The organism is Oceanimonas smirnovii ATCC BAA-899 (genome assembly GCF_000381965.1).
GTDB lineage: Bacteria > Pseudomonadota > Gammaproteobacteria > Enterobacterales > Aeromonadaceae > Oceanimonas > Oceanimonas smirnovii.
This window is the reverse complement of record NZ_KB908463.1, coordinates 61,419-82,561: the sequence shown is the minus strand read 5'-3', so window position 1 is coordinate 82,561 and position 21,143 is coordinate 61,419. Positions and strand designations below refer to the sequence as shown.

The window sequence follows — 21,143 nt, the reverse complement described above, 5'->3', positions numbered from 1 at the left end:
AATGATGATAAGAATACTGGCTCTGATATGGCTGCTGAGCGGCTGTGCCGCCCCTTACGATTATTCTGAAGAAGCCGACTTCAGCCGTTTTAACACAGTGGCTCTGAGCCCGGACATGGACACCACCTCGCTGGACGGTGCCCGCATTGCCGATGCCGCCCGGGAATTGCTGCCCGGCCGCGGCCTGACCGTTACAGAAGCACCGCTGGCCTCGTTATGGCTCGACTACCGGCTGGACGAAGAGATGCGCCTGCTGACCACCATGCCCAATATGTTTGGCCGTAATGGCTTCTGGGAGGAAGAGCGGGTTTACGGGGCCCGCCGGGAGCTGCATCTGGTGCTGCGACTGACTCAGCCTGACACCGGCAAGGTGGTCTGGACCAGCCGCCACCCCGATGCTTTTCCGAGTGACGGCAGTCGCGGTCAGGAGCGCCGGGAGCATATTTATCAGCAGGTTGCCGAGCTGCTCGAGAACTACCCGCCGGCCCCTTAGAGGGGAGCTGTAAGCGATCAGCTGGAAGCTGTAAGCAACACAGCGGTGCTTGCAATCACGGCGCCGTAACTGCGCTCCACACCGACCTGCTTATAGCTGACAGTTTAAAACTTAAAGCTGAAGTTTTACGCTCGGGTGACCGGAAAGGCGATCACCTGCTCCAGCCGGTCTGCTCCCAGCGCCAGCATCATCAGCCGGTCTATGCCCAGCGCCACACCGGCACAGTCGGGCAGGCCAGCCTGCAATGCCGCCAGCAGGTATTCATCCACCGGCTTGGCAGCAAGACCCCGCGCCCTGCGCAAATAATTATCCTGCTCAAAGCGGGCGCGCTGCTCGGCCGCATTGGTCAGTTCATGAAACCCATTGGCCAGCTCTATGCCTTTAAAATACACCTCAAAGCGCTCTGCCACCCGGGTATCAGACGGATTAATGCGCGCCAGTGCCGCCTGACTGGCAGGAAAGTCATACACAAAACAGGGCGCTGTCTGGCCAATCACAGGTTCAACCCCAAAGGCAAACAACAGCTGCAGCAGGGTATCGCGATCTTTTTCCTGCGCCAGTAAATCATCAGCTCCCAGCCCCTTGCCGGCCTCACGTAATTCATCAAGCGTCGCGGTCAGCGGGCAGACGCCCAAAATACGCTCAAACACACCGGCATAACTGATACGCTCGGGGGCAGCACAACCCAGCACTCCTTGCAGCAGCTCAGCCATTTCATCCATCAGTTTGTGATGATCAAAGCCGGGCCGGTACCACTCCAGCATGGTAAATTCGGGGTTATGCAAGCGGCCTGACTCTTCGTTACGGTAAGACTTACAGATTTGGTAGATGGGCCCGCTGCCGGCCGCCAGCAGTCGTTTCATATGAAATTCCGGCGACGTCTGCAGGTAGAGCTGCTGACCCTGTGCCATGCCCGGCCCGACAAAATGAGTGACAAAGTTTTCCAGATGCAGATCCGTCACGCCCGCCGCCGCCATGGTAGGCGTATCTACCTCCAGTACACCGCGTTTGGCAAAGAAGTCACGGATCCCGGAAAGCAATTCGGCACGCCGGCGCAGCAGGGTGACATCGGCGGTGGGAGACCAGGCAGGTATCGTCATAAAAATGCACTCGGTAAAAATGGCGAGTGTATCCGGAATCAGTCTTGACTGGCAGCCTTTGTATCTCTTTTCAGCTCGATCTGGTTGCCTTCAGGATCAAACAGGTAAATAGACAGCCCTTCTCCCTGAGCACCATAACGCATGGCCGGACGCTCACAGATAGCGCCGGACAAACTAAGGTAATTGAGCAAGGCATCAGGCTCGAAAGGATCGATACGCAAACAGAAATGATCCATATTGGCCCGGCAATGATCCGCCGCTTCTCCTTCGCCCCCAAGAGGACCGCGAATGTCGACCAAATCGATCAGCTGATCGCCGGCTCGCAGCTGATACAGCCCGATATCAGCTTTTTCCCGCTCCAGAGTGCACCCCAGTACCTTGCAGTAAAAATTCAGCATGCGCTGCGGATTACGCACCCGCAACACCAGATGATCCAATCCTGTGATCCTGAACATGACGCCGTCCTCACCCTGTGGTTTTTCCAATAATGACGCAATTTTAACCAGAACAAAAGCCCTTACTCTTCCTGGGTGAGCATTGTTGTCAGCAGCACTTCCCTCGCAAAAGCAACGTCAAACCCCCTGTGAATGGCCAGTGCAGAGCAAAGTAACAAGATGGTTTTGGCCTTGACTGACACTCCCGCAATAAAATATCTGAACTAAAGGTCAGGAATGGTTGCAAAAAAGTTCGTCGTGGCTAGAATGCCTAAAACCGGGGGCCTAAAAAACCCCCGGTTTTTTTGTGCCTGTCATTTACTGAGGTAATACCAATGCGTATCGAAGAAGACTTGAAACTGGGCTTTAGGGATGTGCTGTTTCGCCCCAAGCGCTCCACCCTTAACAGCCGTGCTCAGGTCGAGCTGAACAGGGAGTTCACCTTTAAGCATTCAGGTCGCCGCTGGTCTGGCGTACCGGTGATCGCCGCCAACATGGACACAGTCGCCACTTTTGAAATGGCCCGTGCCCTGGCCCGTCATGACATGCTGACCGCGGTTCACAAACACTACACCGTAGAACAATGGCAGGCCTTTGTTACCGAGTCCGGCACCGATGTGCTTGAGCACGTTATCGTGTCTACCGGCACTTCAGATAAAGACTTTGAAAAACTGCAGCAAATTCTGGCGCTGTCTGATGACCTGGGCTTTATCTGCATTGACGTGGCCAACGGCTACAGCGAGCACTTTGCTTCTTTTGTCTCCCGTGTGCGTGAGCAGTGCCCCAAGCACACCATTATTGCCGGCAACGTGGTGACCGGTGAAATGGTGGAAGAGCTGATCCTGTGCGGTGCCGACATTGTTAAAGTAGGCATTGGCCCCGGCTCAGTGTGCACCACCCGTGTTAAAACCGGCGTAGGCTACCCTCAGCTGTCGGCCATTATCGAGTGTGCCGATGCGGCCCACGGTCTGGGCGGTCAGATCATCGGTGACGGCGGCTGCACCTGCCCCGGCGATGTCGCCAAAGCCTTTGGCGGCGGTGCCGACTTCGTGATGCTGGGCGGTATGCTGGCGGCCCATGAAGAATGCGGTGGCGAGCTGATTGAGCGTGACGGCCAGCAATTTATGAAGTTCTACGGCATGAGCTCTGCCAGCGCCATGGACAAGCACGCCGGCGGTGTAGCCAAATACCGCGCAGCGGAAGGTAAAACCGTTGAACTGGCCTACCGTGGTCCGGTCGATAACACAGTGAACGACGTGCTCGGCGGCGTGCGCTCTACCTGCACCTATGTGGGTGCCCAGCGCCTGAAAGAACTGACCAAGCGCACCACCTTTATTCGCGTGCGCGAGCAGGAAAACAACGTTTACGGCAAGGAATAACAGCCAAATAACAGCTGTAAGCTGTAAGCTGTAAGCTGTAAGCTGTAAGAAAGCAGTATGGAGTGCTAACAGTTGACACTGCTGCTTATCGAAGCAGCAGTGGGGATTGCCATAGCCGACCATTAAATGCCATGGATGGCATTTTCGAGCGATACATGGAGGTACTTGCAGCGTGTCGGCGGTGTGCAACCGCACTGATGCTTCGCGTTGCCTCCTTTCGAGCGGCTTACCACTGCTTTACATATAAAAAAGGCGCCCAAAGGCGCCTTTTTTATATGTAAAGCCAAAGCTTATTTTACGCGGGACACGTATTCGCCGGAGCGGGTATCTACACGCAGCACTTCACCGATTTGAATAAACAGCGGCACCCGCACTACGGCACCTGTGCTCAGGGTAGCAGGCTTGCCGCCGGTACCGGCAGTGTCACCTTTCAGGCCCGGATCGGTTTCTACCACTTCCAGCTCAACAAAGTTTGGCGGTGTCACGGAAATGGCAGCGTTATTCCACAGAGTCAGGGTGCATACATCCTGCTCTTTCAACCACAGCTTGGTATCACCTACCGCCTTTTCATCGGCAGCAATCTGCTCAAACGTATCGTTATTCATGAAATGGTAGAATTCGCCATCGTTATAAAGATAGGCCAGCTCCACGTCCATCACGTCGGCAGCTTCTACGCTGTCGCCGGACTTAAAGGTTTTTTCCAGCACCTTGCCATTGAGCAGGCGGCGAATTTTTACGCGGTTGAAGGCCTGACCTTTGCCGGGCTTAACGAATTCGTTCTCGATAATGGCGCAAGGCTCGCCGTCCAGCATAATCTTGAGACCGGACTTGAATTCATTGGTACTATAAGAGGCCATTTTACCCTCGTAGATTGACAGAGTTGCAGAAAATGCCGGCAATGATACCCCTAAACGCGGGCGAATTACATATTCCCTGGCAAAAAGAGCTGGCCCGCGCCTTTACCAGACCCGAGCAGCTGCTGGACTATCTTGGTCTGGACAACACGCCCTGGCAGGAAGGCTTTGCCGCCCGCAAGTTGTTTTCCATGCGGGTGCCCCGCCCTTTTGCCGACAAAATGCGTCCGGGTGATCCAGACGATCCGCTGCTGCGCCAGGTACTGCCTCTTGTCGATGAGTTCACCGAAGTACCCGGCTTTATTACCGATCCGCTGGATGAGCACGACAGCGCCCTGCCCGGCCTGCTGCATAAATACCGCTCCCGCGTACTGCTGGTGCTGCGCGGTGGCTGCGCGGTGAACTGCCGCTATTGTTTCCGCCGTCATTTTCCCTATGAAGATAACAGCCCGGGCCAGGGCGGCTGGCAACCGGCGGCAGACTATATTGCAGCTCACCCTGAAATTAACGAGGTGATCCTCTCCGGCGGTGATCCTTTAATGGCCAAGGACGAGCATATTGCCGCCCTGCTGAACGAGCTCGAAACCATACCGCACCTGAAGCGACTGCGTATTCACAGCCGGCTGCCGGTGGTCATACCGACACGGCTGACCGAGGCCCTGCGTGAGCGGCTGAGCCAAAGCCGGCTGAGGCCAGTACTGGTGCTGCACATTAACCATGCCAACGAAATTGACGATGATCTGGCTGCCCGGCTGCACAGCTGGCAGCGTGCCGGCATCACTCTGCTGAACCAGAGCGTGCTGCTGGCCGGCGTGAATGACAATACCGACACCCTGGAAGCACTGTCGGAACGTCTGTTTGCTGCGGGTGTGCTGCCTTATTACCTGCATCAGCTCGATAAAGTAGCCGGAGCCGCTCATTTTGCCGTGAGCGATGACAAAGCCAGGGCACTGATGGCCGGACTGCTGGCACGACTGCCGGGCTTTCTGGTGCCCCGCCTGGTACGTGAAATTGGCGGTGAAGTCAGCAAAACCCCTATTGATTTAATTCTGCAACCCAGTTAAGGAAACATTATGTACGACTCGGTAATAGATCGGCTGAACGATACGCTGAAAGAGCTGTACCATCAGGCCATAGATGCCGATAAAAAGCTCACCGCCCTGCGCACCAAGGGCCAGGCCAGGTTCAGTGCTGTGCTGAGCGAAGACAGCCAGTTCACTACGCATGCCGATCAGTTTATGCCCTATGTAGCAGAGCTGGCTGATGAGCTGGAGATGCTGTCTTCCTGCTCAGAGGAAGAATATCAGGCGTTACTGGCACGTATGGTGCACAAAATTCAGCTGCTGGCTTCCACACTGAGTCAGTTTATGCGTCTGGACTAAGTTCGAAGTCGGTCAGTCTGGCGGGGCCTCCTCTGTGCTCCAGCCATTCCCGTACTTCCATGGCTTCCAGAGACGGACTGACATAAGGTCCCTGCAACAACGTGCAGCCCTCCATGGTGGTAACCAGACCGGCTTCTGCTGCCGAACTGATACCACAACACAATACCGGCAGCTTAAGCACCCGGGCCAGCTCAAACAAACGGGTAAGCTGCTCTCTGGCGCCGGCGCGCTGCTCAATACCACTGCACCAGAACGCATCCAGCTGCAGCCAGCTCAAGGGCAATTGCACCAGTTGCCCCCATTGTGAGCATCCGGATCCAAACTCTGTCAGCATCACCCTTATGCCCTGCTGCTGCAGTGCCGTCAGCACTGCCTCTGCCTGCTGGCCGGCTTGCTGCAGTTCAGCCTCTGTCAGCTCCATTATCAGCGCGTCTCCTCCCAGACCGTGGCGTTCAAGCAGGTTGGTAAGCCGCTCGCTCAACGACGCGCGCAACACCGACAGCGGTAACGGCAGCGAAATAAACAGCGCTGAATTAAACATTCGCCACTCGGGTAAGCGCTCGGCAAGACGACTGACTGCCCATAGCAGCAGCCGCTCCGACAGCTGATACTGCTCTGTCATACGCTGCAGCTCGCTGCCGGCCACTTCACCAAAACGGGGATGCCGCCATTGCAGCGACAACCTCAGCCCGGCACATTCCCCGGACGGCGTAACCAGTGGATAGAACTGCAGTGTCAGACTGTCACTTGCCAGTGCCGCAGGCAAATCCCGCGCCAGCTGTTGCCGGCGCTCGGCATCTTTCAGCAGTGATGAGTCAAAAATCACATAAGGCAGCTGATCCCGCCGGCACAACTCCAGCGCCAGCTCAACACGAGCCAGCAGATCCACCATATTGTCAGCATCAGCCGGATATAATACGACGCCTATCTGAGGCGTAGGGTAAAAGTCATGGCCGCTGATGTTTTCCGCAGTGATCAGCTTCTGGCGGATTCGGGTAAGCTGAGCGCGAATTTCTGCCAGCTCCAGCATACCCTCTGTTGTCACAATCAGACCATCACGCCCGTAAGCCGATAAATGCTCGCCGGATAGAAGACATTGCCGTAACCGCTGTGCCAGTATCTGCTGTAACCTGTCTGCCACTTCAAAACCGAACTGCTGGCGAATACGGGCCACCTCTTCCAGCTCAATCAGGGTAAGACTAAAAGGCCGTTGACGGGCAATTAAATGCTCCAGCCGATAGTGCAGCGAAAAACGATTGGGCAGACCAGTGAGCGGATCATGCAGCAGACGCTTACGGTATCCCCATAATTCCATGGCCAGCATAAACAGCAGCAGCACGCCACAGACGGCAAGACTCACAATACAGATATACAATTGCCGGCCCAGCTCACGGTAGGCCTGGTCATATTCCGCATAAAAAAGCACGTTACTGTGCATGGTGGCCGTCATGGTACGGGCCAGCGGCTCGGCATAAGGGCTTAGCTCCGCCAACAACAACTGATAGCCGGGCTCACCGGGACGAATCGCCTTGACCAGCGGCTCCATGCCACGAACCCTGTCTTCAATCTGCTGAATAAGCTGCCATAGATCAGGTCTGTCAGTCAGCGTGTCTTTCAGCTGCTGGCTGAGCAGCACCGGCGTTCGGCTCCATAAAATATCGTAACGCAGCATCAGTTCATCGTGGCTGATAGCACCGGCATGAAGCAGCCGTACACCATCAAGAAAACGGTTCATTTCCAGCTTCAGCTGCATCAGTGACCAGGGCAGTTCATAGTTACGCTGCTCCAGCAAGGTGCTGTGCTGGCGTATATTCTGCAAAGAATATGCGGCCCCCAGACCAAATAGCAGCATGCACAGTGCAAGCAGCACTATGAGCGCCCGTTTAACCGAATGTGAAGCCCCCAGCGGATCCGTGCCGGGAACAGGAATAAACAATCTTTTCACTGAAGTGCCGTTTTTACTGTGATATGTCTGAGCTGCCAGGCCATATAGTGCAAAAATTCAGCCTGCTGTATTTCAGACAGACGATGATAAGGCAGCATCAGCCATAACGGACCTTTATTGCGCCGGCTCATGATAACGCCATCCTCACTCCAGGCCAGCACGGGTTGATAAGGAGCCAGCTGCTGCCAGTCAACGGCGACACTGAAGCCGTTCAGAGCCTGCAGATACAAAGTATGAATATCTTGTCCGGCAAACAAATTCGCCAGCAGGGCTGATAAATCTGTGCCTCTGTAGGTATGGAGCTGTTCAGACCAGGGATGCTGGGTTGTGATTTCTTTCCCGGGCAGAGCCTGCAGTTGAGACAGCGTAAATTCTGCCAGCTCATGGTGATGGCCATCTTGTGTCATGCTACCGGAAATACTGAGTATAACCGGCTCCCGGGCCAGCGTTCCCCATGATATCAGACACAAAATCATAACAGCGATGTGCTTCATGGTGTTTCACCTGGCTGATGTGAACGATAAAAACACCGGTCATCATACCCAAAATACACCAGACAACAGAAGAGCAATTCAAATCTGCCATCAAGAAGACATAAAAAAACCGGACCTTTCGGTCCGGTTTCTGATGCAGGAATAATCCGGCAGGCAATAATGTGACTTAAATCACATCATGCCACCCATACCACCCATGCCGCCCATGTCAGGCATGGCCGGGGCATCGTCTTTCGGCAGTTCGGTCACCATGGCTTCAGTGGTGATCATCAGGCCGGCTACGGAAGCAGCGAACTGCAGTGCGGAGCGGGTTACTTTGGTGGGATCCAGAATACCCATTTCCAGCATGTCGCCGTAGGTGTCGTTACCGGCGTTGTAACCCTGGTTGCCTTCGGAGGCTTTCACCTTGGATACCACTACGGAAGCTTCTTCGCCGGCGTTGGTAACAATCTGACGCAGCGGGGCTTCCATGGCGCGCAGGGCCACCTTGATACCCACGTTCTGATCTTCGTTGTCACCGGTCAGGCTGGCCAGCTTGGAAGCGGCACGCACCAGCGCAACGCCACCACCGGGCACCACGCCTTCTTCCACTGCAGCGCGGGTAGCGTGCAGGGCGTCGTCGACGCGGGCTTTCTTCTCTTTCATTTCCACTTCGGTGGCAGCACCCACCTTGATTACAGCAACACCGCCGGCCAGCTTGGCCACGCGCTCCTGCAGTTTCTCGCGGTCGTAATCGGAAGAAGACTCTTCAATTTGCTGGCGAATTTGCGCTACACGGGCGTTAATGGCCTCGGCTTCACCCACGCCGTCGATGATGGTGGTGTTGTCTTTGCTGATCACCACGCGCTTGGCACGGCCCAGATCTTCCAGGGTCGCTTTTTCCAGCTCCATGCCCACTTCTTCGGAGATAACAGTACCGCCGGTCAGAATGGCGATATCCTGCAGCATGGCCTTGCGGCGGTCGCCAAAGCCCGGGGCTTTAACACCGGCCACTTTCACGATGCCACGCATGTTGTTCACCACCAGAGTGGCCAGGGCTTCGCCTTCCACGTCTTCGGCAACCAGCAGCAGCGGCTTGGACTGCTTGGCCACGCCTTCCAGCACCGGCAGCAGCTCGCGAATGTTGGATACTTTCTTGTCAACCAGCAGAATGAAGGGGTCGTCCAGCTCAACGGTGCCGGTTTCCTGCTTGTTGATGAAATAGGGAGACAGGTAGCCGCGGTCAAACTGCATGCCTTCTACCACATCCAGCTCGTCTTCCAGACCCTGGCCTTCTTCCACAGTAATCACACCGTCGGTGCCCACTTTTTCCATGGCTTCGGCAATCAGGGTACCGACTTTTTCATCGGAGTTGGCAGAGATGGTACCTACCTGAGCAATGGCCTTGGTGTCTTTACAGGGTACAGACAGTGCTTTCAGCTCGATCACGGCCTGAGTGACAGCCTTGTCGATACCGCGTTTCAGATCCATGGGGTTCATGCCGGCGGCCACGGCCTTGAGGCCTTCGTTAACGATAGACTGAGCCAGTACAGTAGCAGTGGTGGTGCCGTCACCGGCCTCATCGTTGGCCTTGGAAGCCACTTCCTTCACCATCTGGGCACCCATGTTCTCGAACTTGTCTTCCAGCTCGATTTCCTTGGCCACGGATACGCCGTCTTTAGTGATGTTGGGCGCACCGAAGGACTTGTCCAGCACCACGTTGCGGCCTTTCGGACCCAGGGTTACCTTGACGGCGTCAGCCAGGATATTTACGCCTTTCAGCATTTTAACGCGGGCGTCGTTACCAAATTTTACGTCTTTAGCTGCCATTGTTTATCTTCCTTTAAAGTTGATGAACCGGATTATTCTTCGACGATGGCGAGAATGTCGCCTTCAGACAGGATCAGTACGTCCTGGCCATCCAGCTTCTCGGTTTTAACGCCAAACCCTTCGTTAAAGATCACCTTGTCACCGACCTTTACAGACATGGCTTTTACTTCACCGTTGTCCAGCGTGCGACCATTACCTACAGCCAGCACTTCACCGCGAGTGGATTTCTCTGCGGCAGAGCCGGTAAGAACGATACCGCCGGCCGACTTGGCCTCGGCTTCAATACGTTTGATAATGACGCGATCGTGCAATGGACGAATGTTCATCGATAACTCTCCTGATGAGTGTTGTTACCTTGTTAGATAAACGGCCAATGGCCGAAACCTGTTCCGTTGCCTTCCTATATGGGAGCGGTTTTCCTGCCTTCAAGAGCGATTGGTAAAAATTTTTTAAAATACCCGCACCAGCGGCGTTATCATGACCGCCATCTCTTCATTTACGGGTTTGCCAACACAGGGTTATTTTTTGCAACGCTCCAACTCCTTGCTAACTGCACCAATCGGCCCGCAACTGGCACGTATGACCGGTCCTATGGCGCTCGGCATAGTGGCGATCCTGGCGTTCAACCTGGTGGATACCTTTTTTATCGGCCTGCTGGGTACGGCACCACTGGCGGCGGTCACCTTTACTTTTCCGGTCACTTTTGTGGTGACCTCACTGGCCATGGGGCTGGGTGCCGGCCTGTCGGCCAGTCTGGGACAGGCACTGGGAGCCGGCCGTCATGAGCGGGCCGCCCGCTTTACCAGCGACAGCCTGCTGTTTTCTCTGTTGTTGATACTCATATTGGCCGGGCTGGGACTGGCCAGCATGGATATTGTATTTCCGTTGCTGGGTGCTCAGCCGGTGCTGCTTCCCCTTATTCATGATTACATGTTTATCTGGTATGCCGCCTGCCCCATGCTGATTGTGCCCATGGTGTGTAATGCCGCCATTCGAGCCACCGGTGATACCAAAACCCCGGGGCTGGTCATGCTGATAGCAGGCCTGGTCAACGGCATACTCGATCCTATACTGATTTTTGGCGCGGGCCCTTTCCCGCCAATGGGTATTCGCGGCGCCGCCATTGCCAGTGCCTGCTCCTGGCTGATGGCCATGCTGGTGGCCCTGACTTTGTTACAGCGCCGGGAGCAACTGCTGAGCTGGGAGCTTCCGTCACTGGGAGAAATGTTACAGCACTGGCGTCAGTTGCTGCATGTAGCTATTCCGGCGTCTTTTACCAGTGTGCTTAATCCGGTGGCTACCGCCCTGCTGATGCTGTTACTGGCAGACTTTGGCACCGAAACAGTAGCCGCCTACGGAGCTGCGTCCCGCATTGAAGCCGTAGTGCTGATTGTCATGATGGCACTGAGCTCGGTGCTGGCCCCCTTTATTTCTCAGAATACCGGCGCAGGCCAGTATGAACGCAGCCGCCATGGCCTGTTGCTGACCATGCGTTTTGCGTTGCTGTTTCAGTTTATTATTTTTGCACTGCTGTGGTGGCTGGCTCCCTGGCTGGCCGGCCTGTTTACCGACAGCGCTGAGGTGAGCCGCCTGCTGCAGCAATATCTGCAGCTGGTGCCCCTGAGCTACGGCTTGCAGGGCTGCTTTATGTTACTGGGGGCGGCACTGAACGGCTTGCGGGTGTCAATGATTTCCCTGCTGCTGAATGGCCTGCGGTTATTTGGCCTGCTGCTGCCGCTGGCCTGGCTGGGTGCTGAAATAGCAGGTGCCGAGGGGATGTTTACCGGTATTCTGTTAGCCAATATGCTGGCCGGCACCATCGCCTGCCTGTTTGCCTGGCACCGCTTTCCCTGGAAGATTCGCCATCCGCTGAGTTGAAAGCCCGGGGACTGGGGAGCTTCCGGCTTCCGGCTCCCGAAGGGGCCGGTTATTTGTCGTCCTTGCGCTCGGCTTCGCCCTCAAAGGTAACGCCTTTTCTGTTACTCTCATCGTTCACCCGGGTTTCAGTGTGGTAGTAATACTCGGCACTGAAGGTATGGCCCTTGTCACCGCGCACATGGGCCCGGGACAAAAAGCGCTCCGCCAGGGCGGTGCGCACCGGCGGCAGCAACAGAAGAACGCCGGCAAAATCGGTGACAAAACCGGGCAGCAACAGCAATACACCGCTCAGTGCCAGCATCATACCCGACACCATTTCCCGCGCCGGCGTTTCACCCCGGTTTACTTTTTGCTGAGCTTCCATCAGGGTCTGCAGACCCTGAATACGTACCAGGCTGATGCCGATAATGGCCGTCAGCAGAATGAGCGCTATGGTACTCCAGGCACCAATGGCTGAGCCCACCTCGATAAATACAAAAATTTCCAGCAAGCCGGCACCAACCAAAAACAATAATACTTTGCCCACAATCACCTCTTTTTGCCGTTCACGGCTTACAATGGGGGTCAAGCTGATAGAAATGGGGACATCTGTCCCGTTTTTCAAATGTTACTGCACACCAAGGAGCACACCCTTGAAACCTGCCCTGATGATCGCCGCTCTTGCCGCCCCGGCCCTGATGCTGGCTTACCTGGCGCTGGAACAGCGCTCTGCATCAGCACCAGCCGGGAATCAGGTTATGCCGGTGGAGCAGGCATTTGTCATCACACACGAACGCACGGACACAGTGGTACAGCTGAACATTAATATAACGCCCGGCACCTACCTTTACCGGGACAAGCTGCAACTGACTGCCGAAAACCTGACGCTGGGCAACTGGCAGCTGCCGGCCGGTGAGCTTCATCAGGACGAGTATTTTGGCAAAAGCCATGTTTTTCGGGAGCCTCTTACACTTATTCTGCCATTACAGCATGCAACCCGAAACAGCCGGCTCACCTTATCTTACCAGGGGTGCGGCACCGGCTTCTGTTATCCGCCCCAGCAGCTGGCTATTGAGCTTAACTGAGTTATTCCAGCAAATATTCCACACTGGTCACAACCCGTACCTTTTTCACTTCTGGCGTGTAACTGTCCAGATCCGCGATGGAAAAATATCCCTGCTGGGCCGCGCGAATGCCGCCCACCTGAGCATCCGCATCATCAGCAAACTGACGGGCCGCCTCTCGTGCATTGGCGGTAGCCTGCGCAATCATGTCGGGCTTGATGTCATTCAGGCCGGTAAAAATATATTGGGTTTTATGTTCATAGCTCTGGGTCAGTAACACGCCCTGACTGACCAGGCCAGCCACTGCCGGCTGTGAGTTTTTTACCAGGTTTACCTGATGGCTGCGCACCAGCAACACGGCATCAGCCCGGTAGCGCAGCGGAGAGCGCTGTTCGCCATACTGGCTGGCCCACACGTCCTGTACTACGGGGGCAGAAAAACTCAGCTCATTCTGAGCAAAACCCTGTTGCAGCAAAAAGCCGGTGATCTTGCTTCTGTCCCTATCAATGGCGGTATAGAGGTTTTCCAGAGTGTCCGCAGACACCGAAAAGCTCAGAGGCCACAGCACCAGATCGGCCCGCACTTCCCGCTCGGCCAGCCCTTTTACCGATACCACCCGCTCCGACTGCTTCCAGATGTGCACCGCATCCTTGAGATAACTGCCGCCCCAAATCAGCCCGAGGGCTATCAGGCCGCCCAGCAGGGCTGCCTGCCCGGTTCCGTTTGCTTTCATAAAAAACCCCGTTAGCATTTGCCGCTATGAACGATTCGAGTGTAACGCATTCCATGACACAGGCCAGCTCACCTTCTCAATGGTTTCTTTATTTGCTGCGCTGCCAGGATGGCAGCCTTTACGGCGGCATCAGTACCGCGCCCGAACGCCGCTGCCATGAGCATAATAAAATACAGCGACGGGCGTCCCGCTATGTGTGGGCGCGACGTCCCGCTATCCTGGTGTGGCAACAGCCGGTGGCCGACAAATCCACAGCGCTGAAACTGGAATACCGGCTAAAGCGCCTGCCCAAAACAAAAAAGGAGCAATTGCTGACGCAGCCTGATGGCTGGCAACAATTGCTCCCCGCACTCACCGGGGCCTCAGCCCCGAGTGCTGCACTTACTGCTGAGTAGCTTCTTCCTGCTGTGCAGCCACGGCTTCTTCAGCGTCGGCGGCCTTTTCAATATCCAGCAGCTCTACCTCGAAAATCAGCACGGCATTACCGGGAATGGAGCCGGCACCGGTTTCACCATAAGCCAGCTCAGCGGGAATAAAGAATTTATATTTGGCACCGACCGGCATCAGCTGAACCCCTTCGGTCCAGCCCGGAATAACCTGATTCAGCGGAAAACTGGCCGGCTCGCCACGCTCTACCGAGCTGTCAAAGGTAGTGCCATCAATCAAGGTGCCGGTGTAGTGTACCGTGACCACATCTTCTGCAGCAGGCTGGTCACCTTCGGCAGCGGTCAGCACTTCATATTGCAGACCGGACTCGGTTACCTCAACGCCGTCACGCTTGGCATTATTCTCAAGAAACTCCTGCCCTTCCTTCAGAGTGGCTGCCGCTTCTTCTTTGGCTTTGGCTTCAATCAGCTCATTGATATGAGTGTCATAGTCCATCAGTGCCTGTTTGACTTCTTCTTCCGTCATATCAGCGTCGGCACCAAAACCGTCTTTTACGCCCTGCAGGATTACGTCATTGTTAAGGTCAATACCCAGCTCCTGCTGTTTTTCGAGCGTGGAGCCAATGTAGCGCCCCATGGACAGGCCAATGGCATAGGCAGACTTATCCTCGAAACTGCTCAGCTCCGCTGCACCGTCAGCTGACGATGCAGCCTGAGTTTCTGCCGCTTTGCCTTCAACCGCAGTGGCATTTTCTGCCGGTGCAACAGAGGCTGCCTGCTCGTCATTACAACCACTCAAGCCCGCCATCACGGCGGTAGCCAGCAAACTGACCTGTAACAGCTTTTTCATTATCAACTCCGAATCGGGTGCACAGGCACCTTGGAAAATGAGAGACTTATACTCAGGGATTTATACTAACCTTGCAACTTGTCCATGCGAAACCCTTTAAACATAAAAAGCGGCACCGGCCTCATTGGTGCGGCAATGCTTGTCCTGATACTGGCCGGCTGTGACGCCGGTAACGCTCCGTTGAGCAGCCAACCACTGGCCAACGGAGCCATACTGGCCGCCGAAACCAATGGCCGCTTTACGCTGGTTACCTCAGGCAATGGTCCGGTACAGGTATGGCGGCAGGGTGATGCCACCCCGCTTTATCAGTGGTATCAGGGCGAGGAAACCGATCCTGTATTGCTGCTGACCATCAGCCCCGGCGGCAATGCCGCAGCCACGGCAACCAGCCATACCGTTGCTGTCTGGTCACTGGAAAGCGGCCAGAACCTGGGCTTTTACAGCTTACCGCAGAGCCTGAGAGCGCTGGCACTGGCGAATAATGGCCAGGCGCTGCTATTGGGTTACCAAAATGGCACAGTGGAGTTTGTAAACCTGAACACCGGCCGGCGGTTGCAGTATTTTGGCCATGAAAATGTGATTAACAGCCTGGATCTTTCTGCTAACGGCCGCTACGCCCTGAGTGCCAGCCATGATGGCATGGTGCACTTCTGGCAGACCACAGATGCTGCCCTGCTGGCCAGCTGGCAGCACAGTAATAGTGCCAATCTGGTTAAACTGGACGAAAACGGTAGCTATGCCTTTAGTGCAGACGCGCAGGGTAACGGCAAAATACATCACCTGCCCGGCGGTGAGCTGCAGGCACAACTTAAAGTACCGGCACGGGGCCAGACTTTTGTCAGTGCCAGACTGAATGCCGGACAGAACCTGCTGGCTACCGGCGGCACCAGTCGCCGGCTGGATCTTTGGCAGCTTGACAGTGGCACGCACCTGCAGCAATGGCAGGTTGGCTTACACACTCAGCTAAGGCCCGCCAGCGCCATGGTGTATAGTGTCGCCTTTGTTTCGCCCGACACGCTTTACAGCGCCAGCTCTTCCGGCCTAGCCGAAACCTGGACAATCACCAACAGTGAGCAGAATGATGAATGACGAAGTGCTGCAGCGGCTTGAGCAGCTGGAAACCCGGCTGGCTTTTCAGGACGACACCATAGAACAACTGAATCAGGAAATTACCGCTCAGGGTGGCGAAATTGCCCGGCTCAAGCTACAGCTCAGCCTGCTGAGCAAAAAATTCAAGGAAATTCAGCCCGGTCAGATCGCCAGCCAGGCAGAAGAAACCCCGCCGCCGCATTACTAACAGCGCGAAGCCGTTACCTGGATGTACCTGAAGCGTGTCGGCGTAGTGTAACCGCGCTGCTGCTTCGCCGTGCACGGCTCTACAGACGATACAAAAAAGGCGCCGCAGCGCCTTTTTTATTGCCATTACTCTTAATGGTGATGATCGCAGCAGCCGCCGCTGTGGTCATGATCGTGCTCACCATGCACATGGCCGTGGGCCAGCTCTTCTTCGGTGGCTTCACGCACCTTGCGTACCACGCCCTTGAAGCACAGTGTCATGCCTGCCAGCGGATGGTTGCCATCCACTTTCACATATTCTTCGGCCACTTCCAGAATGGTCACCGGACGCTGACCGTCATCGGTCTCGGCCACAAAAGTGTCGCCTTCAGACACTTCCATGCCGTCAAACAGCTCGCCGGGCACAGACTGCACCAGAGTGTCGTCATAATCGCCGTAAGCCTGATCCGGGGTCAGAGTTACATCAAATTCGTCACCAGCGGCTTTGCCGGCAAGCTGGGTTTCCAGTCCGCTGACCAGAAAACCGGTGCCGTGCAGATATTCCAGCGGCTGTTTGTTATCGGTGGTGTCCAGCACTTCGCCATCGGCGTTGCTGACAGTAAAGTCCAGTGTAACCACTGCGTTATCGGATACTTTCATGGGATTAACCCTGCCTGTAAATGGTACTGAATAGAATACATGATGGGCCGGCGGGATGAAATGAAGGCCATAAACAGAAAATGGCCCCGAGGGGCCATTGGCGGCAGAATTCAAGGAAACACAGGGAATGAAACTTGCGCTCTGCCAAGAGCAGTCTAGCCTGAAAGGCACTTCCATACCAAGCGGTCACAAGCCAAACGCACGAAAAGCACACAAAAACTGTGGAATATTCAATTATTCCGGGCGAAAAATACCAATAACCTCACCGCCGGCAGCAGATTCGGTGTTTTCATCTGCCTGACTTTTACGGTGACCACATTGCACACACTCGACCTTCTCGACACCATGCTCCATATACAGCATCATGGTATCTGCTGACTGACACTCTGGGCAGACGGCACCGGCTATAAACCGCTTTCTGCGACGGGTTTCCATGAAAGGGGATCCTGTACCATTTATCATGATGAAAATTTTCCGCCAAAAACGAACCAATCACAATGACCGCAAGCGCCCATTACAGTATTCATCATCAGCTTTTCGATCTGCCTCACTTAACCCCGGGCAAACGCCGCCGCCATATTAAAGGTGTGCTGCTGCTGGTGCATAAAGGCTCGGGCCTGCTGCAGCTTGGCCGCCAGCACGTTCCGCTGACCAGGGGTGAAGGCGCTTTTCTGCCCGCTGACACCCTGTTTGCCTGGCACGCCCTAGCAGGCAGCCGGGTCAGCCGCATTGAACTGTCCTGCCGGCTGACTCAGCCGCAGCAGGCCGGCCGCTTTTATCCCACTGAGCTGTTGGCTGCCATTACCGGCAAGCTGGCCCGCTGGCAGGGCGAACAGACCTGGCAGGGACCTTATGGCCGGCTGTGCCGCGCTTTGCATGATGAGCTGCCGGCACAACAATTACTGCCTTTTGAGGCGATGGCTGAGTTACCTGCCCGCGTGGCTGCCAATCCGGCAGGATTTACCCTTGCCGATAACGAGCAAGAAGACTTCAGGGCCCTGTTTGGCTGCGATGCCGGCAACTGGCAGCGCCAGTATGCCCTGCTGCAGATGCTGCGGGAGTTGCCCAAGGCGGCAGATCCGGATGCCCTGGCCAAAGCTCACGGCTTTGCTTCTTTCCCCCAGTTTGAGCAGGATTGCCGGCACTGGCTGGGCAGCCCCTGTCATAGCCGGGGCAAAAACAGCTAGAATACCGCTTTTGCACAACTTCGGGTTTCTATGATCACCCTCAGCCAGATTGAATTGCTCCGGGGCGGCCGCCCCCTGCTGAAAGACGCCACTGCCACCATTCACGGCGGCCAGAAAGTCGGCCTGGTGGGTAAAAACGGTTGCGGCAAGTCTACCCTGTTTGCTCTGCTCAAAGGCGAGCTGAGCGTGGACAGCGGCCAATTTGCCCTGCCCGCCGACTGGCAGCTGGCCAGTGTGGCTCAGGAGACCCCGGCGCTGGACTGCTCCGCCCTCGACTATGTGATTGATGGCGATCAGCAATATCGTCGCCTGTGCCGGGAGCTGGAAGCCGCCGAAGCCAGCCACAATGGTATGGCCATTGCCGAGCTGCATGGCCGGCTTGAGACCCACGGCGGTTACCATATTCACGCCCGCGCTGCCGCCCTGCTGCATGGCCTGGGCTTTGCCAACGAGGCTCACGCCCGTCCGGTCAGTGATTTCTCCGGTGGCTGGCGCATGCGCCTTAACCTTGCCCAGGCGCTGATCTGCCGCTCCGACTTGCTGCTGCTGGATGAACCCACCAACCACCTGGATCTGGACGCGGTGATCTGGCTGGAACGCTGGCTGAAAAGCTATGACGGTACTCTGATATTGATTTCCCACGACCGCGACTTTCTCGATGCCGTGGTCAACCGCATTATTCATATCGAAAACAGCCAGCTGAACGAATATACCGGCAATTACTCCGATTTTGAGCGCATGCGAGCCGAACAGCTGGCATTACAACAATCGATGTTTGAAAAGCAGCAGAAAGCGCTCAGCCATATGCAAAGCTACGTGGACCGCTTTCGCTACAAGGCCAGCAAGGCCAAACAGGCCCAGAGCCGGCTCAAGGCCATGGAAAAGATGGAGCGCATTCTGCCTGCTCATATCGACTCCCCGTTCAGCTTTAGTTTTCGCCCGCCGGCCAGCCTGCCGGTGCCGCTGATTGCCATGGAAAAACTGGCGGCCGGTTATGGCAACAAGGAAATTCTGTCCAATATCAAGCTCAACCTGGTACCCGGTTCGCGCATCGGTCTGCTGGGGCGCAACGGTGCCGGCAAATCCACTTTTATCAAGTTGCTGGCGGGTGAGCTGACGCCCCTGCACGGCAAGCTGGAAGCCAGCAAAGGCGTGGCGCTGGGCTACTTTGCCCAGCATCAGCTGGAAAGTCTGCATCCGCAGGAGTCGGCACTGACTCACCTGGCACGGCTCGATCCCAACGCCACCGAGCAGAGCCTGCGCGACTACCTGGGCGGCTTTGACTTTCATGGCGACAAGGTCAAAGAGCCGGTAGGTCCCTTTTCCGGCGGTGAAAAGGCCCGGCTGGTGCTGGCGCTGATCGTCTATCAGAAGCCTAATCTGCTGCTGCTCGATGAACCCACCAACCACCTGGATCTGGACATGCGCGAGGCCCTCACCCTGGCGCTGCAGGCCTTTGAAGGGGCCATGGTCATCGTGTCTCACGACCGCCACCTGCTGCGCGCCACTACCGACGAATTCTATCTGGTGGATGCCGGCAAGGTTGAGCCGTTTGACGGCGACCTTGATGATTATTACCAGTGGCTTACCGAGCAGGATAAAGCCGAGCAACCGGCTCAGAGCAGCACCGCCGGTGACAACTCGGCCCAGGCCCGCAAAGCTGAAAAGCGGCGTCAGGCTGAGCTGCGTCATCAGACTCAGCCCCTGCGCAAGGCCATTACCAAACTGGAAAAAGACATGGAGCGCTGCCAGCTGCAACTGGCGGCTATAGAGCAGCAGCTGGCCGACCCCGATATTTACGCTGCCGAGCACAAGGCCCGGTTGCAGCAGCTGCTGAAAGATCAGAGCCCGCTGCAACAACAGCTGGCCGAGGCAGAAATAGAGTGGCTGACGCTGCAGGAGCAGCTGGAAGATCTGGAGCAGCCATGATTAACGCCGATGAGCTGTGGAAATTCAGTGAACAGCATTACAGCCGCCCCGGTGTAGCTGCCGCCTGTCTGGAGCTGCAGGATGATTATGGTGCCAATGTAAATCTGCTGCTGTTATTACTGCTGCTGGAAGAGCAAGGGCAGACCACAGAACTTGCGCCTTTTATGCCGCTGCTTGAAAGCCGGCGGGGCATGTTTGCCCACTGGCGGAGTCTGCGCCGGCGGCTGAAGCCTGAACTCGGTGCCGACGACTATGCTCAGCTGTTGCAGCACGAGCTGGAGCTGGAGCGCTGGCAGCAGGAAGAGCTGCTCACTGTGCTGACAGCCGTGCCGGGCAGCGGTGCCCTGCTTGCTTACCTCAATACGTTACAGGTGGATAATGCTCACCTGTGGCAGCTTAAACTTGCCGGTTAAGAGAGACTTTTATGCTTAGTTATCGTCATGCCTTTCACGCCGGCAATCATGCCGATGTACTCAAACACGCGGTGCAGGCTTTTATTCTTGAATCGCTGTGCGCCAAGGACAAGGGCTACAGCTATATCGACACTCACTCCGGTGCCGGCGGCTATACCCTGAGCCACGAATGGACTCAGAAAAAGGCCGAGTATCAGGGCGGCATTGCCAGGCTCTGGAACGAACAGGAGAAATGGCCGCAACTTTCCGGCTATTTCAATGCCATTCGCGCCATCAATGCCGGCGATGCGCTGGAGCATTATCCCGGCTCACCCCTGCTGGCGGCGCACTTTCAGCGCCCCCAGGACAGGCTCAACCTGATGGAGCTGCATCACAACGAAGTAGAGCTGCTGCGCCAGAATCTGAGCGGCGACGGCGTGGCCATTCATCACAGAGACGGCTTTGAAGGGCTGGTCGGCCTGTTGCCGCCCACGCCCAAGCGCGGTCTGGTATTGATTGATCCGCCCTATGAGCTGAAGGAAGATTATCAGCGGGTAGCCGGCACCCTGCAAAAGGCCCGCAAGCGCTGGCCCATCGGCATTTACGCGGTCTGGTATCCGCTGCTGGCCAGGGCCGTGGATCGCAGTGAAGGGTTGAAACAGGCACTGGCACAGCTCGGCTTTGAGCAAGTGCTGTGCGCCGAGCTGAGTGTGCAGGGCCAGGCCGACGACTTTGGCATGCATGGCTCCGGCATGATAGTACTGAACCCGCCCTGGAAGCTGGATGAAAAGCTTGCCGAACTGCTGCCCTCCTTAAGCCAGACCCTGGCTCAGGACGAGCAGGCCGGCTTTACCCTGGAATGGCTGAAGGGCTGACGACGCCTGCCGTTTTTTCTCCCTTTCTGTAACGCGATGCAGTAG

Annotated in this window: 25 protein-coding genes; 13 read left to right on the top strand and 12 right to left on the bottom strand. The window is 56.1% G+C overall.

Annotated features, from left to right (window positions below; all coding sequences use genetic code 11):
- Position 1: 1 nt before the first annotated feature.
- The gene (locus tag G364_RS0111460) at positions 2 to 493 is read left to right on the top strand and encodes a DUF4136 domain-containing protein (RefSeq protein WP_245541422.1); all 492 of its coding nucleotides are present in this window, start codon (positions 2 to 4) and stop codon (positions 491 to 493) included.
- Positions 494 to 618: 125 nt separating this feature from the next.
- Here G364_RS0111460 and epmA read toward each other — a convergent pair whose 3' ends face one another.
- Both epmA and G364_RS0111450 read right to left on the bottom strand, forming a co-directional pair.
- Positions 619 to 1,593: an elongation factor P--(R)-beta-lysine ligase gene (gene epmA / locus G364_RS0111455; protein WP_019935292.1), complete on the bottom strand. Its 975-nt coding sequence runs from the start codon at positions 1,591 to 1,593 to the stop codon at positions 619 to 621.
- A 38-nt stretch (positions 1,594 to 1,631) separates the two neighbouring features.
- The gene (locus tag G364_RS0111450; protein ID WP_026344866.1) at positions 1,632 to 2,048 is read right to left on the bottom strand and encodes a VOC family protein; all 417 of its coding nucleotides are present in this window, start codon (positions 2,046 to 2,048) and stop codon (positions 1,632 to 1,634) included.
- Between the two features lie 314 nt (positions 2,049 to 2,362).
- Here G364_RS0111450 and G364_RS0111445 point away from each other — a divergent pair, with 314 nt between their 5' ends.
- Positions 2,363 to 3,406 (top strand): GMP reductase, encoded by a 1,044-nt coding sequence (locus tag G364_RS0111445; protein ID WP_019935290.1) that lies wholly within the window; start codon positions 2,363 to 2,365, stop codon positions 3,404 to 3,406.
- Between the two features lie 290 nt (positions 3,407 to 3,696).
- Here G364_RS0111445 and efp read toward each other — a convergent pair whose 3' ends face one another.
- Positions 3,697 to 4,263, bottom strand: coding sequence for an elongation factor P (gene efp, locus G364_RS0111440; RefSeq protein ID WP_019935289.1), 567 nt, complete (start codon positions 4,261 to 4,263; stop codon positions 3,697 to 3,699).
- Positions 4,264 to 4,304: 41 nt separating this feature from the next.
- Here efp and epmB point away from each other — a divergent pair, with 41 nt between their 5' ends.
- The gene (epmB, locus tag G364_RS0111435; RefSeq protein WP_156816494.1) at positions 4,305 to 5,324 is read left to right on the top strand and encodes an EF-P beta-lysylation protein EpmB; all 1,020 of its coding nucleotides are present in this window, start codon (positions 4,305 to 4,307) and stop codon (positions 5,322 to 5,324) included.
- A gap of 9 nt (positions 5,325 to 5,333) precedes the next feature.
- Positions 5,334 to 5,642 carry a primosomal replication protein PriC gene (gene priC / locus G364_RS0111430; RefSeq protein ID WP_019935287.1) on the top strand — a complete coding sequence of 103 codons (309 nt, stop codon included), beginning with the start codon at positions 5,334 to 5,336 and terminating at the stop codon, positions 5,640 to 5,642.
- Here the strand turns inward: priC and G364_RS0111425 are convergent.
- The 4 genes from G364_RS0111425 to G364_RS0111405 form a co-directional block, all read right to left on the bottom strand.
- Complete coding sequence (locus G364_RS0111425; protein ID WP_019935286.1) at positions 5,626 to 7,587, bottom strand: EAL domain-containing protein; 1,962 nt, start codon at positions 7,585 to 7,587, stop codon at positions 5,626 to 5,628. The two genes, priC and G364_RS0111425, sit on opposite strands and share 17 nt — an antisense overlap.
- A complete protein-coding gene (locus G364_RS0111420; protein WP_019935285.1) occupies positions 7,584 to 8,081 on the bottom strand; it encodes a putative pterin-binding protein in 498 nt (165 codons plus the stop codon). The genes G364_RS0111425 and G364_RS0111420 overlap by 4 nt, the downstream gene beginning before the upstream one ends.
- A 171-nt stretch (positions 8,082 to 8,252) precedes the next feature.
- Positions 8,253 to 9,890 (bottom strand): chaperonin GroEL, encoded by a 1,638-nt coding sequence (gene groL, locus G364_RS0111410; protein ID WP_019935283.1) that lies wholly within the window; start codon positions 9,888 to 9,890, stop codon positions 8,253 to 8,255.
- 32 nt (positions 9,891 to 9,922) lie between these two features.
- Complete coding sequence (locus tag G364_RS0111405; RefSeq protein ID WP_019935282.1) at positions 9,923 to 10,216, bottom strand: co-chaperone GroES; 294 nt, start codon at positions 10,214 to 10,216, stop codon at positions 9,923 to 9,925.
- Positions 10,217 to 10,469: 253 nt separating this feature from the next.
- Between G364_RS0111405 and G364_RS0111400 the strand changes: the two genes are divergently transcribed.
- Positions 10,470 to 11,768: an MATE family efflux transporter gene (locus G364_RS0111400; protein WP_019935281.1), complete on the top strand. Its 1,299-nt coding sequence runs from the start codon at positions 10,470 to 10,472 to the stop codon at positions 11,766 to 11,768.
- Positions 11,769 to 11,817: 49 nt separating this feature from the next.
- On the opposite strand, the gene G364_RS0111395 is transcribed toward G364_RS0111400, so the two are convergent.
- Positions 11,818 to 12,294 carry an FxsA family protein gene (locus tag G364_RS0111395; RefSeq protein WP_026344864.1) on the bottom strand — a complete coding sequence of 159 codons (477 nt, stop codon included), beginning with the start codon at positions 12,292 to 12,294 and terminating at the stop codon, positions 11,818 to 11,820.
- A gap of 106 nt (positions 12,295 to 12,400) precedes the next feature.
- On the opposite strand from G364_RS0111395, the gene G364_RS0111390 reads away from it, so the two are divergent.
- Positions 12,401 to 12,832 carry a protein-disulfide reductase DsbD domain-containing protein gene (locus tag G364_RS0111390; RefSeq protein ID WP_019935279.1) on the top strand — a complete coding sequence of 144 codons (432 nt, stop codon included), beginning with the start codon at positions 12,401 to 12,403 and terminating at the stop codon, positions 12,830 to 12,832.
- 1 nt (position 12,833) lies between these two features.
- On the opposite strand, the gene G364_RS0111385 is transcribed toward G364_RS0111390, so the two are convergent.
- On the bottom strand, positions 12,834 to 13,544 hold the full coding sequence (locus G364_RS0111385) for an SIMPL domain-containing protein (protein ID WP_019935278.1): 711 nt from the start codon (positions 13,542 to 13,544) through the stop codon (positions 12,834 to 12,836).
- Between the two features lie 26 nt (positions 13,545 to 13,570).
- On the opposite strand from G364_RS0111385, the gene G364_RS0111380 reads away from it, so the two are divergent.
- Positions 13,571 to 13,939, top strand: coding sequence for a GIY-YIG nuclease family protein (locus G364_RS0111380; protein ID WP_040614609.1), 369 nt, complete (start codon positions 13,571 to 13,573; stop codon positions 13,937 to 13,939).
- On the opposite strand, the gene fkpA is transcribed toward G364_RS0111380, so the two are convergent.
- Positions 13,926 to 14,780 carry an FKBP-type peptidyl-prolyl cis-trans isomerase gene (fkpA, locus tag G364_RS0111375; protein WP_019935276.1) on the bottom strand — a complete coding sequence of 285 codons (855 nt, stop codon included), beginning with the start codon at positions 14,778 to 14,780 and terminating at the stop codon, positions 13,926 to 13,928. The two genes, G364_RS0111380 and fkpA, sit on opposite strands and share 14 nt — an antisense overlap.
- A gap of 135 nt (positions 14,781 to 14,915) precedes the next feature.
- Between fkpA and G364_RS0111370 the strand changes: the two genes are divergently transcribed.
- Together G364_RS0111370 and G364_RS0111365 are read left to right on the top strand one after the other, a co-directional pair.
- The gene (locus G364_RS0111370; protein ID WP_245541421.1) at positions 14,916 to 15,869 is read left to right on the top strand and encodes a WD40 repeat domain-containing protein; all 954 of its coding nucleotides are present in this window, start codon (positions 14,916 to 14,918) and stop codon (positions 15,867 to 15,869) included.
- On the top strand, positions 15,862 to 16,077 hold the full coding sequence (locus tag G364_RS0111365; protein WP_019935274.1) for a SlyX family protein: 216 nt from the start codon (positions 15,862 to 15,864) through the stop codon (positions 16,075 to 16,077). The genes G364_RS0111370 and G364_RS0111365 overlap by 8 nt, the downstream gene beginning before the upstream one ends.
- 131 nt (positions 16,078 to 16,208) lie before the next feature.
- Here G364_RS0111365 and slyD read toward each other — a convergent pair whose 3' ends face one another.
- Together slyD and G364_RS0111355 are read right to left on the bottom strand one after the other, a co-directional pair.
- Positions 16,209 to 16,715 carry a peptidylprolyl isomerase gene (slyD, locus tag G364_RS0111360; RefSeq protein ID WP_019935273.1) on the bottom strand — a complete coding sequence of 169 codons (507 nt, stop codon included), beginning with the start codon at positions 16,713 to 16,715 and terminating at the stop codon, positions 16,209 to 16,211.
- A 234-nt stretch (positions 16,716 to 16,949) separates the two neighbouring features.
- Complete coding sequence (locus tag G364_RS0111355) at positions 16,950 to 17,150, bottom strand: YheV family putative zinc ribbon protein (RefSeq protein WP_019935272.1); 201 nt, start codon at positions 17,148 to 17,150, stop codon at positions 16,950 to 16,952.
- A 62-nt stretch (positions 17,151 to 17,212) separates the two neighbouring features.
- On the opposite strand from G364_RS0111355, the gene G364_RS0111350 reads away from it, so the two are divergent.
- From G364_RS0111350 to G364_RS0111335, 4 genes are read left to right on the top strand one after another with little or no spacing between them, the layout of a single operon-like run.
- The gene (locus tag G364_RS0111350) at positions 17,213 to 17,902 is read left to right on the top strand and encodes an AraC family ligand binding domain-containing protein (RefSeq protein WP_019935271.1); all 690 of its coding nucleotides are present in this window, start codon (positions 17,213 to 17,215) and stop codon (positions 17,900 to 17,902) included.
- Positions 17,903 to 17,932: 30 nt separating this feature from the next.
- Positions 17,933 to 19,831: an ABC transporter ATP-binding protein gene (locus G364_RS0111345; protein WP_019935270.1), complete on the top strand. Its 1,899-nt coding sequence runs from the start codon at positions 17,933 to 17,935 to the stop codon at positions 19,829 to 19,831.
- A complete protein-coding gene (locus G364_RS0111340) occupies positions 19,828 to 20,244 on the top strand; it encodes a TIGR02444 family protein (protein WP_019935269.1) in 417 nt (138 codons plus the stop codon). Before G364_RS0111345 ends, G364_RS0111340 begins: the two co-directional genes overlap by 4 nt.
- 11 nt (positions 20,245 to 20,255) lie before the next feature.
- Positions 20,256 to 21,098, top strand: a complete 843-nt coding sequence (locus tag G364_RS0111335) for a 23S rRNA (adenine(2030)-N(6))-methyltransferase RlmJ (RefSeq protein WP_019935268.1) — start codon at positions 20,256 to 20,258, stop codon at positions 21,096 to 21,098.
- Positions 21,099 to 21,143 lie beyond the last annotated feature (45 nt).